The organism is Nocardia sichangensis, assembly GCF_047200615.1.
GTDB classification, from domain to species: domain Bacteria; phylum Actinomycetota; class Actinomycetes; order Mycobacteriales; family Mycobacteriaceae; genus Nocardia; species Nocardia sichangensis.
On sequence record NZ_JBJZOK010000004.1, the window covers coordinates 372,919 to 389,323 of the forward strand.

A 16,405-nucleotide genomic window follows, 5' to 3' on the forward strand; every position below is an offset into this window, starting at 1 on the left:
GTATTCCGCGTCAGCGGCCGATGAACTCCTCGTCTTTGGCGAGGAAGGCCTCGACGGCCATGTGTGGGTCAGGCCGGCTGCTCGACGGTGTCGGGCCTCGGTGTCTTGCGGGCGAGAGCCTGGAGCGCCTCGTCGTACTGGGCCTTGAAGCGAGCCACCAAGTCCGCGACAGTGAGGTTTTCCTTGATCGCGCCGATGCCTTGCCCGGCGCCCCAGATGTCCCGCCATACCTTGGCGCTCGCATTGCCGCCGGAGCCGAAATTCATGATGGAAGGGTCGGAATGGGGGAGGTTGTCCGGGTCCAGGCCTGCGGCGACGATGCTGCCGCGCAGATAGTTGCCATGGACACCGGTGAACAAGTTGCTGTACACGATGTCCTTGGCTCGGGAGTCGACGATCATCTGCTTGTATTCCGCAGCCGCTATCGCCTCGACGGTCGAAAGGAATGCCGAACCGATATAGGCGAGATCAGCGCCCGCGGCCTGCGCGGCGAGGATGGAACGGCCGTGGGCGATCGCGCCGGACAACAGCACCGGCCCGTCGAACCACTCCCGGATCTCCTGGACAAGCGCGAACGGCGACTGCGTTCCGGCGTGGCCGCCTGCACCTGCAGCGACGGCGATGATGCCGTCCGCGCCCTTTTCGATTGCCTTCCGAGCGAACTCGTCGCTGATCACGTCGTGCAGGACGATTCCGCCGTAGGAGTGCACGGCGTCGTTGATCTCCGGGCGTGCGCCCAGAGAGGTGATCACGATAGGCACGCGGTGCCGCACGATCACGTCCATGTCGTGTTCGAGGCGGTCGTTGGTCCGGTGGACGATCTGATTGACGGCGAACGGCGCGACGGTGGCGTCCGGGTTCGCCGCCGCGAACGACGCGTTTTCCTCGGTGATGCGGTCCAGCCAGTCCGCCAGCAGTGACGCCGGACGTGCGTTCAGCGCGGGAAAGGATCCGATCACCCCGGCCTGGCACTGCGCGATCACGAGTTCGGGTCCGGAGGAGATGAACATCGGCGAGCCCACGATGGGCAGGGTGAGGCGACCGGACAGAGCGGCGGGTAAGGCCATGATGACGTCCTTCGAGGAGTTCTGAAGCGTTGACTCGCGGCGATTCCGGCCGCACAGCGCTGCGTTACGACGAAGTTATCTACGACCCCGCATTCATGCAATAAGTTGCAAAAACATGTGTGGCCGATCACACGCCCGGTGGTCACGGCTTCATAAGTTGCCGGATCCCGGGCCGCGCAAGGTCCCGCGCACAGCCTTCGCCGCGGATACTCCGGATTCAGGTCGCGGGACCAACGCGCTCGACGCTCTCTAACATGGGGCCGTGGCACTGCAGTTCGCGATCCTCACCGCGTTGACCGAACGGGCCTCGACCGGCATCGAACTCGCTCGGCGCTTCGACCGCGCGTTCGGATACTTCTGGTCGGCCACCCATCAGCAGATCTATCGCGAATTGGATCGGCTCAGCGGTGGCGGTTTGGTCGCCGAGGTTTCGCAGCCACAGGCCCCGGGGCGTGGTCAGCCGAAGCGTTTCTCCATCACACCGGCGGGCACGGCTGCGCTTCGCCGTTGGGTGTGCGAGGTCGACGAGCCGCCGCAGCAGCGAGAAACGCTGCTGATCAGGTTGCGGGCAGCGGCCGCCACCGGGGACTTCGAAGGTGTCCGCGAGGTCGTCGCACACCATCTCGCGGTGCACGAGAAGACGTTCGCGACCTATCGGGAGATCGAGGCACGTGATTTTCCGGCTGTCGGCGACGATGCGGGCGCGATGAGGCATCTGATCCTGAAGGCCGGTCTCGGGACCGAACGTGCCTGGATCGACTGGTGTCGGGAAGTCATCGAAGCCCTCGATGCCATGCAGACGCCGAGCGAATCGCGCTCGACCTGAGCCTAGGCTCGTCGCGGCCGCAGCCTGTCGGCGAAGTTCGGGGTCGAGGCGGGGTCCGATGGATGGCCTGCACAGAGCGCGGGCGGCCGCGTGGCGTCATCAAGTGCATGGTCTATCTATGAAACCGATATCCTCGCTGAATGAGGCGTACATCCTTCGCACGGTGGCCATGCTCCGTCGCGCGCACGATGGATCTGCTCGGTGATTGGTGGACCCCGCTGGTGATGCGTGAGGCCTTCTATGGAGTACGCCGTTTCGAGGACTTCCAGCAGCAGTTGGGCATCGCGCGCAATACCCTCAGCAACCGATTGCGTCGTCTGGTGGACGAAGGCTTGCTCGAGAAACGGCCGTATCAGGTCGAGCCGACCTGGTACGAGTATGTGCTGACCGAGAAGGGCGCCGACTTCTGGAGCGTGTTGCTGGCGATTTCGAGCTGGGGTGATCGCTGGCTCGCCGACGAATCGGGTCCGCCGGTGCTCGTGCGGCACACCGCGTGCGGTCATGACACGCAGGTCAAGGTGGTCTGCGAGCACTGTGAACAGCCTGTCCCGATCGAGGAATCCCGCCTGCGCATGGGTCCGGGCTACCCCGAACATCTGCGCGAACGTCCCGACGTCGTGGAGCGCTTCGCGCGGCAAGAGTCGAAGTAACTGACGAAAGTTCACCGGGGCCGGTTTCAGGTCCCGAGGTGTAGCGGCACACCGAGTTGCTAGTCCACCGCCATCGTCGCTTCGGTGCTCTGCTCTGCCGAAGGACACTCCGAACGATGCGGTACGCGCACAGTGGCCGCGTTCTTCGCGAGCCGAATTCACCTGCCTCACCTGCACTTATGTACATGTTGTGTGGTAGATCACATCGATAAATGCGGGCCGTCGGTATTGACCGCGGCCTGTCCGATCCAGCATCGTATGCGCTGAATAAGCGCTTAGTAAGTAGCTGGGAGGTGGGCACATGCCCGAAGCCGTCATCGTCTCCGTCGCCCGGTCGCCGATCGGACGCGCCGTCAAGGGCTCGCTGAAGGACATGCGCCCCGACGACTTGGCGGCGCAGATCGTCAAGGCCGCGCTGCAAAGGGTGCCCTCGCTCGATCCGGCCACGATCGACGACCTGATGCTCGGCTGCGGCCAGCCCGCGGGCGAATCGGGTTTCAACCTCGGACGGGTGGTGGCGGTACTGGCCGGGCTCGATCGGGTGCCCGGCGTCACGGTCAATCGCTATTGTTCGTCGAGCCTGCAGACGACCCGGATGGCGCTGCACGCGATTCGAGCCGGTGAAGGTGATGTGTTCGTCTCGGCGGGCGTCGAGACCGTCAGCCGCTACAACAGCGGCAATGCCGATGGCCTGCCGGGCACCCAGAACCCCCTGTTCGAGGACGCGGTCGCGCGGACGTCGAAATTCGCTGCGGGAGGGCAGGTTTGGTCGGACCCCCGTGAAGACGGAGCACTGCCCGACATCTATATCGCGATGGGGCAGACCGCCGAAAACGTCGCGCAGTTCGCGGGTGTCAGCCGCGCGGAGCAGGACGCCTTCGGCGTGCGTAGCCAGAACCTCGCCGAAATCGCACTGTCGAATGGATTCTGGCAACGCGACATCACCCCGGTGACTCTGCCCGACGGCACGGTGGTGTCGGGCGATGACGGTCCGCGCGCGGGTGTGACGCTGGACGCGGTCGCGGCGTTGAAGCCGGTGTTCCGGCCGGACGGCACGGTCACCGCGGGCAATTGCTGCCCGCTCAACGACGGTGCCGCCGCGGTGGTCGTCATGTCGGATACCAAGGCGGCGGAACTCGGATTGACGCCACTCGCGCGCATCGTCTCCACCGGGGTCAGCGGCCTGTCGCCGGAGATCATGGGCTTGGGCCCGGTCGAGGCGTCGCGGCGGGCGCTGGCCAACGCGGGCATGACGATCGGCGACATCGACCTGGTCGAGATCAACGAAGCCTTCGCGGCGCAGGTCATCGCGTCCATGCGCGAACTGGACATCGACCTCGACAAGCTCAACGTCAACGGCGGCGCGATCGCCGTCGGCCATCCCTTCGGGATGACCGGTGCGCGGATCACCAGCACCCTCGTCAATTCGCTGCAGTTCCATGACAAACAGTTCGGCCTGGAGACCATGTGCGTCGGCGGGGGCCAGGGCATGGCCATGGTGCTCGAGCGGCTGTCCTGAGCGCGCAGCGCTGTTCGTCCACCGGTTGCGCGTGGACCGTCGAGCATCTGTCCATCCCGAAGGAGAGCACCATGAGCGATCGCGCAGATTCCCGTCGCGCGAGCGGGGTCGCCCGAGGATGTCGCACACACCGTCTCATTCCTGGCGAGCGAGGGTGCGGGATTTGTGTCGGGGCAGGTCGTGCACGTCGCCGGAGGACCGAAGAACTGACCGACACGGTTCGCGACCGTCTGCGAGCGGGACCTGCAGCTGACCAGATTCGCTGTGGGGCAGAGTTTCCCGACGGCAACGGACGCCATCCCGGACATATGGCCGAATCGATGAGAAGAGAAATGTCATGACGAAGACTCAGCAGATCCGTCTCGCGCGGCGTCCGTCGGGGCTGCCCGGCGACGACACCTGGAGCCTGACGACCGAGGAACTGCCCGGACCCGCCGAAGGCCAGCTGCTGGTGAAGATCGACTTCATCTCCATCGATCCCGCCATGCGTGGATGGCTGAGAGATCAGCGTTCCTATGTGCCACCGGTCGGGATCGGCGAGGTGATGCGGTCGTTGGATATCGGCACGGTCGTGGAATCGGCGCACCCCGACTTCGCCGTCGGTGACACGGTCAGCGGCACTTTCGGGGTGACCGAATACACGATCAGTGACGGCAGTGACGTCTCGAAGGTCGATCTGACCATCGCCCCCGGCCCCACCTGGCTCGGCACCCTCGGAATGCCCGGCATGACAGCGTATTTCGGCCTGCTCGAGGTCGGGAAGCTGCAGGCAGGCGACACCGTGGTGGTCTCGGCGGCGGCAGGCGCCGTCGGAAGCGTGGTCGGTCAGATCGCCAAAGCCAAGGGCGCGGAGGTCATCGGGATCGCGGGTGGCCCGGAGAAGACCCGGTTGCTCACCGAGGAACTCGGCTTCGACGCGGCTGTCGACTACCGCAACGACAACGTTGCGAAGCGGTTGCGCGAGCTCGCCCCGCAGGGCATCGACGTCTTCTTCGACAACGTGGGCGGTGACATCCTCGATGCCGCGCTGATGAACTTGCGCCGTGGGGCCCGCGTGGTGCTGTGCGGCGCGATCTCGGCCTACAACGCCGAGCAGCTGCCTCCCGGTCCGTCGCGCTACATGTCACTGCTGGTCTTCCGCGCCTCGATGACGGGATTCGTAGTCTTCGACTACGCCGATCGCTACGGCGAAGCCGTCGCGCAGATCGCGCAATGGCTGGCCGAGGGCAAGCTCGAGAGCCGCGAGCACGTCGTCGAGGGAGGCGTCGCGCGTTTCGGCGAGACGCTGAACATGCTGTTCAGCGGTGCCAACAACGGAAAACTCGTGCTCGCGCTCTGAGCGGCGGCCACCGCAGCGTATCCGGGATCACAGCCGTGCGACGCGCCGAAGGTCACGACAGCATCGACGCCGGTCGCGCGAGGGCCGGACCGATACCGTCCGGAAGTGTTCGATGGCAGGATGCGAGACTGTTCAAGTGACCGAATCACGTGCGGACGACACACGAGCTCGGCTGCTGGATGCCGCGGTCGTCGCCTTCGCCGAGCGGGGCTTCCACGGCTCGACCACTCGCGACATCACCTCGATCGCGGGGCTGAGCACGGCAGCCATCTATGTGCATCACCGCTCGAAAGAGGAACTTCTCTACGAGGTCTCCCGGACCGGTCACCACAACACCCTGGAGCGCTTAAAGAGCGCTGTCGCTTCCGCTGACGATCCGGTCGATCAGTTGATCGCGGCGGTCAGGGCCTTCACTGTTTTCCATGCTCGGGCGCACACCGTGGCCCGGGTCATCAACTACGAACTCGCCGCACTCAGTCCGGAGCATCAAGGCGAGATCAAGGCGATCCGTCACCTCATCGACGCGGAGATACGGCAGCTGATCGAGCGAGGTGTGGCGGCGGGTGTGTTCGACAACCCGAATCCGCATATGGCGGCGGTCGCTCTGCTGTCGCTCGGCATCGACCTCGCTCGCTGGTACCGGGAGGACGGCTCACTCTCGCCGGAGGAGATCGGCGACTATTACGTGGACCTCGCGCTGCGCATCGTGGGTGCGTCCAAGTAGACCGGTCTCCCGGTGAATGACCGGCTACGGATCGCCGGATTTTGCCGATTCCCTCGTCGGAGAGCCATCGATTACTCCAGCCCGTCATGTCGGCGATTGATGAAGCGACGCCCCATCTAGGGGCGTCCGAGAGTCGTCCCCAGTGGATCAATCGTGCGGGGTGCCGGGACGATCACAGTTCGCCGACGATGTGCGCGGCATAGCCCATCCCCGTGAGTCCAAATGTGAAACTCAGCTGTTGAGTGGTCTGAAGAGACCGTTGTAGTGCTTAGTCTATCTATGCAACTATGGGCGAAACAGCCGGAAGGAGCTGATCGTGGAGTGGACCGGGCAGGTGTATGCCGACACCCCGACCGTGGCAGTTCAGACCTTCATCGACGCGCCACCGCGACGGGTGTGGGCATTCGTCAGCGATATCCACCTCATGCCGCGGTTGAGTGAAGAACTACAGAGCGTGGAATGGCTCGACGGCGCCACCGGACCCGCGGTCGGCGCGCGGTTCATCGGCCGCAACGCCCACGAGGCCATGGGGAACTGGGAAACGACCAGCACGGTCGTGGAATTCGAGCCGGAGCGGCGCTTCGCCTGGGCTGTCGGCGATCCCGGATACCCATCCAGCATATGGCGTTTCACCCTCCAACCCGAGGGCGCGGGCACCGTCCTGGAGCAGTGGACCCAGATGGGTCCCGCGCGTTCGGGACTCAACTTCGCGATCGATGCCATGCCCGAGAAGGAGCAGAAAATCGTTTTCGTGCGCCTGCGCGAGTTCGAGTTCGGCATGGCCGCCAATCTGTCCGCCATCAAGGACCTAGTGGAGAAGGACGCGTGATGCGCACGGCCACCACCATCGAGGCCTCGGGGGCGAACTGGCCCGACCTCGTCGAATTCGTAGTCGAAGCCGAGAAACTCGGCCTGGACATCTGCTGGATGGCCGAGGCGTGGGGGAGCGATGCGGTGACACCTTTGGGTTTCCTCGCCGCGCGCACCGAGCGAATGCGGTTGGGTACCGGCATCATTCAACTCGGCACCCGGTCGCCGGTCCTGATCGCCCAGACTGCCATGACCCTGGCACGACTGTCCGAAGGCCGATTTCTGCTCGGTCTCGGCGCTTCCGGCCCGCAGGTCATCGAGGGTCTGCACGGCGTGCCGTTCGCCCGTCCACTGGCCCGCATGCGCGAGACCGTGCAGATAATCCGGGCGGCCTGCACCGGTGAGAAGGTCGTCTTCGAGGGCCGGCACTTCACAATCCCGCTGCCCGGTGGCGAGGGCAAACCGATGCGGCTGAGCGTGCCCGCGGTCACGGTTCCCATATACCTGGCCACCCTGTCACCGAAGATGCTGGAGTTGACCGGCGAGATCGCCGACGGCTGGCTGGGCACCAGCTTCGTCCCCGAGGGAGCGGACGCCTATTTCGAGCATCTCGACGCCGGGCTGGCCCGTTCCGGCCGGGACCGCGCGGATCTGGACATCTGCCAGGGCGCGGAGATCAATATCGTCGCCGACGAGGCCCAACTCGACGAGGTCCTCGGCAGCCGCAAGAAGGAACTCGCCTTCTCGCTGGGCGGAATGGGATCGGGCTCGACCAACTTCTACAACAACGCCTACAGCCGCCAAGGCTGGGCCGATGTCGCCGCTCGAGTGCGTGAACGGTGGCAGAGCGGTGATCGCGATGGCGCCGCCGCGCTGGTCACCGACGAAATGGTGCTGGCCACCACGCTGATCGGCACCGAGGACATGGTCCGCGAGCGGTTGCGAACCTGGCGCGACACCGGCGTGGACACCATACGTCTCTATCCCGCGGGCGACACCCTGCACGCGCGACTGGACAATCTCGGCCGCGGCATCGATCTTGTGCACGGGCTGGATGGTCGTTCGACGATCTGTCACTCCCAGGGTGGTTAGACGCATGCTCCGGCGCGAGTGGCGTGCTCTGACCAGCCGGTGAAAGACTGTTGTGATCAGAAGCCGAGGCGTTGTGCCTGGCCACGCGACGGGGGATCGGCGGGAATCCCGGACCGGTCCAGTCCGATGAGCCGCACGGCGGTCAGGGCGACGTAGAGTTCGGCGGCCGCTTTGGGATCGGAGCAGCGGCGGTCGGTCAGGGTTTCGATGCGGCGCAGCCGGTAGTGGATGGTGTTGCGGTGGTAGTGCAGACGTTGCGCGACTTCGGTATTGGAGCCTCCGCATTCGAACCACATGGCGAGCGTGTCGAGAAGGGGATCGCACTCCTCTGGTGGCAGGTCGAGTACGGGTCCGAGGATTTCGTGCGCCATTTCGTGCGCAGCGGACGGAGCATGCGCGAGGACGAGCGGGATGGGTGTGTCGCCGTAGACGGTGACCGTGGCGGTGCCTGCCGGTGCGCAACGCCCGGCCAGTTCGGCCTCCCGCAGTGCGGCGCCTGCGTCCCCCGCGGTCGAGAACGGGCGGCTCACGCCGACCCGGCCTGTGGCGTGTTGCCGCAGTTGAGCGAGTACCTGCTGGTGCGCGCGCTCGGTGGCCGGACTGAGCAGCCCGATGCGTGCGCCGGCTTCGGTGATCCAGATCGATTCGACGTATTCGGCGCGGAGCCGGGACTCGATGCTCATCAGTGGCGCCAGTGCTTCGGGATCGGCTTCGGCATGCACGACGACGAAGCTGCCCAGCGGGGGCAGGTGGAGGGCGCGGGCGATGTCGCGTTGTGTCGGATCGTGGGAATCGCCGTTCAGTAGACGGCGCAACAGAGCGCGGCGTTCGGAATCGTCGTGGCGGACTCGCTCGGTCAGATAGTCGCCGTACGCCTCGGCCGCCGCTCCCGAATAGTCGTCGATGATCCGCCACATCTCCGACCCGAGCTGGGGTAACACGTCGAGTCTCGTGCCGGTGGCCACTCCGAGCGCGCGTTCCCACAGCAGTCGTCCGGCCAGCCGGTACGCGTGCAGCACCGCGGGGAGGGGCACGCCGAGCTCGGCTTTGACCCGGCCCACCACGGTAGCGGGCTGCAGCCGACGCCCGACACCGCCGGAGAGCTGGCCCAGCAGCGAGACGAGGTTGTCGCGGACGACGAAGCCCAGCTCGGCGTCGGTGAGCGCGGTCGATTCCGCGTAGGCGTGGTCCCCGGTCCGGATCCGGCCGACGAGTTCGGCGGTGAGGTCGTCGACCTCCGCGAGCAGCGTGCGCGCCACCGAGGCGGAATCATTCACGGGCGGCTCCGTCAGCGTGGTCATGGATAGATGGTAGGCATTCGCCGGGAATGCGATTGTGCTCTGGCACACATATCCGCCGTCGATCGGTAGGCCCGTGCACATGGTGGCTCGAGGCATCCCACCAGCAGTATCGACTGCGACAGTGACCGGGGTCATAGCGCCCCGATTCGAGAATTGATTTCGAGAGAGGTGCCGACCGTGTACGACTATGTCGTCGTAGGCGCCGGATCCGCTGGATCCGTGCTGGCGAGTCGATTGTCCGAGGACCGGCGGGTCCAGGTGGCCGTGATCGAGGCGGGGCCGCAGGACACGGCGGACGAAATCCATCTGCCGGTCGCATTTCCCTCTCTGTTCAAAAGTCCGCTCGATTGGGATTACGACACCGAGCCCGAAGCCGGGCTGCAATTCCGCCGCGCCTATCTGCCGCGTGGGCGTGTGGTCGGCGGAAGCAGCTCCATGAACGCGATGATCTACATTCGCGGAGCACGTGCCGACTACGACGGATGGGCCGCGGGCGGCGCCGACGGATGGAGCTACGACGAAGTCCTTCCCTATTTCATCAAGGCCGAGGACAACGAACGCGGAAAGGACGCCTACCACGGCGTCGGCGGGCCGCTGGCGGTGAGCGAAAGCCGATCGCGGCATCCGCTGGGCGACGCGTTCCTGCGCGCCGCCGAGCAAGCGGGCCACCTCCGCAACGAGGACTTCAACGGGTCCACGCAGCTGGGCGTCGGTCGCTATCAGGTGACACAGCGCAATGGCATGCGGTGCAGCGCCGCCGTCGGTTATCTGCACCCGGCCGCGTCGCGCCCGAATCTGACGGTGATCACCGGCGCGCTCGCCCATCGAGTCGTCATCGAGAACGGCCGCGCGACCGGTGTGGTCATCGGCCGGGACGGGAGCACGGAAGTGATCCAGGCCCGGCGCGAGGTTGTGCTCGCCGCGGGCGCATACGGATCGGCGCATCTGCTGCTGTTGTCGGGTGTCGGCCCGGCCGAACAGCTGTCGGCGTTCGGGATCGAGGTGGTCCGTGACCTGCCGGTCGGGCGGAATCTGCAAGACCATCTGTCGGTGTTCCTCAACTACCGCACCGATCGCGAGTCGCTGATGACCGCACTCACCCCGGAAAACCTCGCTCTGCTGCAGGAACAAGGGCGCGGCCCGCTGACCTCCAATATCGGCGAGGCAGGGGGCTTCATCGAGACCCGCGGCGGTCTCGCCGGGCCCGACATCCAGTTCCACATGGCGCCGGTGCTCTTCCACGGTGAAGGCATGGGGGCCGCGACGGAGCACGGATACGCCTTCGGCCCGTGCCTGATCAACCCGACGAGCCGCGGCGAAGTCACCTTGCGTTCCGCGTCCCCCGGCACGGCGCCACGTATCCACCACAACTATCTCCAGACCGAAGAGGACCGCCAGAGCGTGATCGCCGGGCTGCGCAGCGCCCTCGGGATCGCCGATCAACCCGCGCTGCGGGAGCTCACCACCGGTGAATTCTCGACCCCCACTGGCGATTCCGATGCCGAGCTGCTCGATTTCGCGGCTCGGACGGCACAGACCCTGTACCACCCGACGTCGACCTGCGCGATCGGCGCCGTCGTGGACCCGCGATTGCGCGTGCTGGGATTGCGCGGTCTGCGCGTGGCCGACGCGTCGGTCATGCCGTCGGTAGTGCGCGGAAACACCAACGCTCCCACGATCATGATCGGCGAGAAGGCTTCCGACATGGTCCTCGAGGACGCCGAATCGGAAGGAACCGAAGCATGACCTCGACCGTGACGGCAACCGTCGGCGCCGCGGTCTCCGCACTAAGGCGTGGTGAAGTCGAATGGGCGCGCACCGCGCTGCCCGCACGGCGCCGACTGCTGGATCAGATTCATGTCAACACGGCGCGGCATGCGCAGGAGTGGGTCGAGACCGCGGCCCGGATCAAGAAACTGACCTCGGATTCGCCCTTGCTCGGTGAGGAGTGGGTGAGCGGACCGTATTCCCTGCTGACCGGGGCTGCCGCGCTCGCGGAATCCCTGCTGGCATTGGAGGAGGGGCGCAGCCCGGTCGACGGATACCCGATGCGTCCGGCCCCCGGTGGCCGGACGGCCGTCGAAGTGTTTCCGCACGGAGTGTTCGACGCCCTGCTGCTCAACGGATTCCGCGCCGAAGTCTGGTCGCGGCCCGGCGTCGACGCCGAAACCGTTCGCGCCCGTGCGGGCCTGGGGCAGCGCACGCCGACCAGCACCGGCGGCATCGGCGTCGTCCTGGGGGCTGGCAACATCTTCTCGATCGCCCCTCTGGACGTCTTGTACCAGCTCTACGCGGACAACAGGGTGGTGGCGCTGAAGCTCAACCCGATCACCGATCCGCTGCTGCCGGTGCTGGAGAAGATCTTCGCTCCGGCGATAGAGCGCGGATTCGTGCGCCTGATCACCGGCGGCCCTGAAGTCGGCGCGGCCTTGGTGCACCACCCGGATGTGGACGCCGTCCACATGACCGGCAGCGCGGCGACCCACGACGCCATCGTGTTCGGCACCGGAGCGGAGGCCGAACGGAACAAGGCGGCAGGCACGCCCAGACTCACGAAGCCGATCACCAGCGAACTCGGCGGCGTTTCGCCCACCATCGTGGTGCCGGGCCGATGGTCCAACGCGGACCTGCGCTTCCAAGCCGAGCACCTGGCGACGCAGCGCCTGCACAACAACGGGTACAACTGCATCGCCGCACAGGTGGCGGTGATCTCCGCGGATTGGCCGCAGAAGGAGCGGTTCCTCGCCGAACTCCGTGCGGCTATCGGCCGCGCGCCGCAGCGGCCGGACTACTATCCCGGATCCTCGGACCGTGTCGAGGCCGCCCGACAGAGCTACCCGCAGGCGCAAGTGATCGGCGCACGCACCCTCATCGAGGGCCTGACACCGAATCGGCGCGAACCCGCTCTGCACACCGAATACTTCGCCCCGGTGCTCGGCGTGATCGAATTGCCCGGCATTGACCCGGCCGAGTTCCTGGCGCGGGCGGTACAGGTATGCAACGACGAGTTCGAGGGCACGCTCGGCGTCAACATCATCGCCCACCCGGCCACCATCAAACAGTTGGGCGACCGATTCGACACGGCCGTCACCGAACTGCGCTACGGCACGATCGCTGTCAACGCCTGGACCGGCTTGGGCTACCTCACCGCCCGCGCGTCGTGGGGCGCCTTCCCTGGGCACTCTCTGACCGATATCCAGAGCGGCATCGGTGTGGTGCACAACGCCTTGCTGATCGCCGAACCGGAACGAACCGTCCTGCGCGGGCCGTTCCGCCCCTCGCCTCGGTCGCTGCTGCACGGCGAATTCAGCCTGTCGCCGAAGCCGCCGTGGTTCGTCACCAACCGGACGGGCGCCACGACCTTGCGGCGTTTGACCAACTTCGCGAAGAAGCCCGGCGTCGCCCCGCTCGCGCCGATTTTCGCCTCCGCGCTGCGCGGCTGAAACCCACGAGACCAGCCCGGGCCGGCGGCAACGTCGGCCCGGGCTCACCACGTTCCCGTCGGCCGGGCATTCTTCGAGAAAGACGAGCACGAAATGACTTACCCCGAGCACGACCTGCCGATGCCGAGCACCATGCAGGATGAACCCCTTTCCTTGGCGACGCTGCTGCGCTACGCCACCACCGTGCACGCCGATGCCACGGTCGGTACCTGGACGGGCAGTGGGTCGCGGGTACTGACCTACCGCGAACTCGGTGATCGGGCCGCCCAACTCGCGCACGCCCTCACCGCGCTGGGAATCGGCCGCGGCGACCGAGTGGGCACTTTCATGTGGAACAACAACGAACACCTCCTCGCCTACTGTGCCGTACCCGCCATGGGCGCGGTGCTGCACACTCTGAATATCCGTCTCTTCCCGGAACAGATCGCCTTCGTCGCGAATCACGCGGGGGACAAGGCGGTGATCGTCGACGGTTCGCTGGTGCCCGCCTTCGCGCAGGTGCTGCCGCAGTTGCGTACGGTCCGCCACGTCATCGTCGCCAACGGTGACGCGGCGGCGTTGCGCGCACCCGAGGGGGTGGCGGTACACGAACTCGATACGCTGCTGGCCGGACATTCGTCCACGTTCGACTTCCCCCTGCTCGACGAACGATCCGCCGCCGCGGTGTGCTACACCTCCGGCACCACCGGTGACCCGAAAGGCGTTGTCTATTCGCACCGTTCGAACTGGCTGCACTCCATGCACGCCTGCACCACCGACGGCATGGGCATCAGGACGGGGGATCGGGTGCTGGCCATCGTCCCCCTGTTCCACGCCAACGCGTGGGGCCTGCCCTACGCCGCGCTCATGGTGGGCGCCTCGTTGGTGATGCCCGACCGATTCCTGCAGCCGTCGCCGCTGCTGGAACTCATGGCAGCCGAACGCCCGAGTTTCGCCGCCGCCGTACCGACGGTGTGGAACGGTGTGCTCGCCGCGGTCGGCGCCGCCCGCAGGACCTCGGCCATCTGCGAGCGGTCGTGGTCGGAGGCTCGGCCGTGCCGCCGCAACTGATGCGCGCCTTCGAGGACCGCCACGGAGTGCGCATCATCCAGGCATGGGGGATGACCGAGACCTCGCCGCTGGGCTGCGTCGCGTGGCCGCCACCCGGAACCGAGGGCGAAGACGCCTACGCCTACCGGGTCACCCAGGGACGTTTCCCCGCTCCGGTGCAGGCGCGCCTCGTCGGCGATGACGGCACGGAGCTGCCCCACGACGGAAAAGCCGTCGGGGAGCTGGAGGTTCGGGGTCCCTGGATCACCGCGTCCTATTACTCGCCGGATGCGGGCACGGTCGGCTCCGACGCGTTCCGTGACGGCTGGCTGCGCACCGGCGACGTCGGGACCATCACTGCCGACGGCTACCTCACCCTGGTCGATCGAGCCAAGGACATCATCAAGTCCGGCGGCGAATGGATCTCGTCGGTCGCGCTCGAGAACGCGATCATGGCGCACCCGGACGTCGTCGAGGCCGCCGTGTTCGGCGTACCCGACGAGAGATGGGACGAGCGACCGGTCGTCGCCGCCGCGTTGCGGGCCGGAGCGGAGGCGGACGCGGGCGTGCTGCGTGCGTTCTTGGCCGGTAAGACAGCGAAATGGCAATTGCCCGAGCGCTGGACCTTCATGCCCGAAGTGCCCAAGACCAGTGTCGGCAAATTCGACAAGAAAGCCTTGCGCGCACGGTACTCGTCAGGCGAACTGGATATCGTCGTCATCGATTCGACCAGCGCGCAGACGAACTCGGACAGCAGGGCACGTTGATTCGGCACAGGCTCGCCGACCCGGCTCCGCGCAGTCGCGAACCCATCACCGAGATGGCCGGTACCGCTGGGCTCATGCCCACGGCCACTGCCGACGCCGCCGCGGGGTCGAACGACCGTCGGCCATGGCGGCGTAGGTGAGGGAAGTGACCAGCCCGTACGCAAGATGTGGCACGAGATCACCGAGCCAGTCGGAACGTGTCCATCGGCGCGGATCGGAAACCCCCAAGTTGAGAAGCGACAGCGCCGTGACGGACATGGCCGTGGCGGTATTGACCGCGCTCGCGGCGAGAATCGACGGCTGCCATCTCATAGAACGGGCGAAACCGTAGGCACAGCCGACCGAAACGCCGGTCCCCGTGCCCAGTAACGCACCCGCGCCGGAGATCCGGCTGCGCCGTTGTTCCTCGTCACCGGGCACCTGCACGCCCAACCGGTCGGCCATGCGCTCGACGCTCTGTTCGGGCGTGCGACTCGGTGGGCGGCCGCGCGCGATCATGTCGAGGAAGGTGACGGCGTTCAACGCGGTCGTGCCCGCGGCTCCCGCCGCGGCGCCGCGGAGGATCGGCTTCAGCATCGCCACACACCTCACATCGGCACGATCGTCTTCAGCCAGCCGTCTTCGCGCCGGTCGAACGTCTCGTAGGCCTCGATGATCGAGACCGGGTCGGCGCGCTGGGTGATGAAGGCGGTCGGGTCGATGTCGCCCCGGGCCACCCTGCCCAGCAGGCCGGGGACGTAGCGGCGGTGGTTGCAGTTGCCGCCCTGAACGGTGAGATTGCGGTTGACCACGGCGCCGATCGGGAAAGCGTCGAAATTCGGCGGATAGACTCCGATGACGCCGACGCTACCGGCTTTGGCGACTGCCTCGAGTGCCCACCGCGCCGCCAAGCTGGGCGCGTCGCCGGCCAACCACTGCGCGCCCTCGGTCCTGCCCTGCGGGGCCGCCTTCTCGCGCTCGGCTTCCAGCGTCGAATCCGAAATCGGAAGATTCTGTGCGGCCGGTCCGGACTTCGGGCGTTGGGCATCCACACCGACCGCGTCGATCACCCTGTCCACTCCGATACCGCCGGTCAGCTCGCGCACCGTTGCCACCGGATCCTCGGCATTGAAATCGATCGGCTCGGCGTTCTGCGCGCGAGCGGTCGCCAGACGATCGGCGATACCGTCGACGACCAGCACCCGTGCCGCGCCTCGACGCTTCGCTGCGGCGATCGCGCATTGCCCGACCACGCCCGCACCGAGCACCAGTACCGTGTCGCCCTGCCCGACTTGCGCCAATCGGGCGCCGAACCAGCCGGTCGGAAGCACATCGGAGACCATGATCGCCTGTTCGTCGGACACCGAATCCGGGACTTTCACCAGCGTCGTGGCGGCGAAGGGGATGCGCGCGTAAGCGGCCTGTAGCCCCGCGACGGGGCCTGTGCTCTCCGGTCCGCCGAAGAAACTGGTTCCCGCCTGCGGTCCGTTCGGGTTCGCGGTATCGCACTGGGCGAAGTAGCCCGCACGACAGTAGGAGCAGGTCCCGCATGCGATGGTCGAGCACACTACGACCCGATCGCCCTGGCTGAAACCGCGCACCGCTGCCCCGGTCTCCTCCACCACTCCGACAGCCTCGTGCCCGAGCACTGTTCCCGGCTGCATGCCCGGCATCGTGCCGCGCACGAGATGGAGATCGGTACCGCAGATAGCCGAGGTCGTGATCCGCACAAGCGCATCGGTCGGTTCCACTATTTTGGGATCATCGACTTCGTCGAGCCGGATATCTCCCACGTCGTGCCACACCACTGCCTTCATCGAAGCACCCTCCTCGCCGTCAACTTGCAGAGCGCACACCCA

At 66.5% G+C, this 16,405-nt stretch carries 13 protein-coding genes and 2 pseudogenes; 11 read left to right on the forward strand and 4 right to left on the reverse strand.

From position 1 onward, the window contains the following. Positions 1–68 precede the first annotated feature (68 nt). Positions 69–1,067, reverse strand: a complete 999-nt coding sequence (locus ACL03I_RS08275) for an NAD(P)H-dependent flavin oxidoreductase (protein ID WP_397075938.1) — start codon at positions 1,065–1,067, stop codon at positions 69–71. Positions 1,068–1,329: 262 nt separating this feature from the next. On the opposite strand from ACL03I_RS08275, the gene ACL03I_RS08280 reads away from it, so the two are divergent. The 8 genes and pseudogenes from ACL03I_RS08280 (at position 1,330) to ACL03I_RS08315 (ending at position 8,027) form a co-directional block, all read left to right on the forward strand. Continuing rightward, complete coding sequence (locus tag ACL03I_RS08280; protein ID WP_355073850.1) at positions 1,330–1,893, forward strand: PadR family transcriptional regulator; 564 nt, start codon at positions 1,330–1,332, stop codon at positions 1,891–1,893. A 140-nt stretch (positions 1,894–2,033) separates the two neighbouring features. Next, entirely contained in the window at positions 2,034–2,543 is a 510-nt protein-coding gene (locus tag ACL03I_RS08285) for a winged helix-turn-helix transcriptional regulator (protein ID WP_355073848.1), read from the forward strand. 301 nt (positions 2,544–2,844) lie between these two features. Next, entirely contained in the window at positions 2,845–4,062 is a 1,218-nt protein-coding gene (locus tag ACL03I_RS08290; protein WP_412805561.1) for an acetyl-CoA C-acetyltransferase, read from the forward strand. Positions 4,063–4,137: 75 nt separating this feature from the next. Beyond that, positions 4,138–4,272, forward strand: a pseudogene (locus ACL03I_RS08295) (SDR family oxidoreductase); the annotation flags it as partial. Between the two features lie 127 nt (positions 4,273–4,399). Next, on the forward strand, positions 4,400–5,401 hold the full coding sequence (locus ACL03I_RS08300; protein ID WP_412805562.1) for an NADP-dependent oxidoreductase: 1,002 nt from the start codon (positions 4,400–4,402) through the stop codon (positions 5,399–5,401). 136 nt (positions 5,402–5,537) lie between these two features. Next, positions 5,538–6,125 carry a TetR/AcrR family transcriptional regulator gene (locus ACL03I_RS08305; protein WP_364426186.1) on the forward strand — a complete coding sequence of 196 codons (588 nt, stop codon included), beginning with the start codon at positions 5,538–5,540 and terminating at the stop codon, positions 6,123–6,125. A gap of 316 nt (positions 6,126–6,441) precedes the next feature. Then, positions 6,442–6,954 (forward strand): SRPBCC family protein, encoded by a 513-nt coding sequence (locus ACL03I_RS08310; protein WP_364426183.1) that lies wholly within the window; start codon positions 6,442–6,444, stop codon positions 6,952–6,954. Then, positions 6,954–8,027 carry an LLM class flavin-dependent oxidoreductase gene (locus ACL03I_RS08315; protein ID WP_412805563.1) on the forward strand — a complete coding sequence of 358 codons (1,074 nt, stop codon included), beginning with the start codon at positions 6,954–6,956 and terminating at the stop codon, positions 8,025–8,027. The genes ACL03I_RS08310 and ACL03I_RS08315 overlap by 1 nt, the downstream gene beginning before the upstream one ends. 56 nt (positions 8,028–8,083) lie before the next feature. Here ACL03I_RS08315 and ACL03I_RS08320 read toward each other — a convergent pair whose 3' ends face one another. Then, complete coding sequence (locus ACL03I_RS08320; protein WP_412805564.1) at positions 8,084–9,328, reverse strand: PucR family transcriptional regulator; 1,245 nt, start codon at positions 9,326–9,328, stop codon at positions 8,084–8,086. A gap of 177 nt (positions 9,329–9,505) precedes the next feature. Here ACL03I_RS08320 and ACL03I_RS08325 point away from each other — a divergent pair, with 177 nt between their 5' ends. The 3 genes and pseudogenes from ACL03I_RS08325 to ACL03I_RS08335 all read left to right on the forward strand — a co-directional run bounded on the left by ACL03I_RS08325 (position 9,506) and on the right by ACL03I_RS08335 (position 14,567). Then, the gene (locus tag ACL03I_RS08325; protein ID WP_412805565.1) at positions 9,506–11,074 is read left to right on the forward strand and encodes a GMC family oxidoreductase; all 1,569 of its coding nucleotides are present in this window, start codon (positions 9,506–9,508) and stop codon (positions 11,072–11,074) included. Continuing rightward, positions 11,071–12,771 (forward strand): aldehyde dehydrogenase family protein, encoded by a 1,701-nt coding sequence (locus ACL03I_RS08330; protein WP_412805566.1) that lies wholly within the window; start codon positions 11,071–11,073, stop codon positions 12,769–12,771. Before ACL03I_RS08325 ends, ACL03I_RS08330 begins: the two co-directional genes overlap by 4 nt. A 120-nt stretch (positions 12,772–12,891) precedes the next feature. Beyond that, positions 12,892–14,567: pseudogene (locus ACL03I_RS08335) on the forward strand (long-chain fatty acid--CoA ligase). Between the two features lie 72 nt (positions 14,568–14,639). Here the strand turns inward: ACL03I_RS08335 and ACL03I_RS08340 are convergent. Next, positions 14,640–15,143: a hypothetical protein gene (locus ACL03I_RS08340; RefSeq protein ID WP_412805567.1), complete on the reverse strand. Its 504-nt coding sequence runs from the start codon at positions 15,141–15,143 to the stop codon at positions 14,640–14,642. An 11-nt stretch (positions 15,144–15,154) separates the two neighbouring features. Beyond that, positions 15,155–16,363: an alcohol dehydrogenase catalytic domain-containing protein gene (locus ACL03I_RS08345; protein ID WP_412805568.1), complete on the reverse strand. Its 1,209-nt coding sequence runs from the start codon at positions 16,361–16,363 to the stop codon at positions 15,155–15,157. Between the last annotated feature and the right edge of the window lie 42 nt (positions 16,364–16,405).

What these genes read in the sequence shown, in the direction of transcription:
- ACL03I_RS08275 (WP_397075938.1), bottom strand. Translation starts at nt 1,067, where the DNA reads ATGGCCTTACCCGCCGCTCTGTCCGGTCGCCTCACCCTGCCCATCGTG.
- ACL03I_RS08285 (WP_355073848.1), top strand. Translation starts at nt 2,034, where the DNA reads ATGAGGCGTACATCCTTCGCACGGTGGCCATGCTCCGTCGCGCGCACG.
- ACL03I_RS08290 (WP_412805561.1), top strand. Translation starts at nt 2,845, where the DNA reads ATGCCCGAAGCCGTCATCGTCTCCGTCGCCCGGTCGCCGATCGGACGC.
- ACL03I_RS08300 (WP_412805562.1), top strand. Translation starts at nt 4,400, where the DNA reads ATGACGAAGACTCAGCAGATCCGTCTCGCGCGGCGTCCGTCGGGGCTG.
- ACL03I_RS08315 (WP_412805563.1), top strand. Translation starts at nt 6,954, where the DNA reads ATGCGCACGGCCACCACCATCGAGGCCTCGGGGGCGAACTGGCCCGAC.
- ACL03I_RS08320 (WP_412805564.1), bottom strand. Translation starts at nt 9,328, where the DNA reads ATGACCACGCTGACGGAGCCGCCCGTGAATGATTCCGCCTCGGTGGCG.
- ACL03I_RS08330 (WP_412805566.1), top strand. Translation starts at nt 11,071, where the DNA reads ATGACCTCGACCGTGACGGCAACCGTCGGCGCCGCGGTCTCCGCACTA.
- ACL03I_RS08340 (WP_412805567.1), bottom strand. Translation starts at nt 15,143, where the DNA reads ATGCTGAAGCCGATCCTCCGCGGCGCCGCGGCGGGAGCCGCGGGCACG.
- ACL03I_RS08345 (WP_412805568.1), bottom strand. Translation starts at nt 16,363, where the DNA reads ATGAAGGCAGTGGTGTGGCACGACGTGGGAGATATCCGGCTCGACGAA.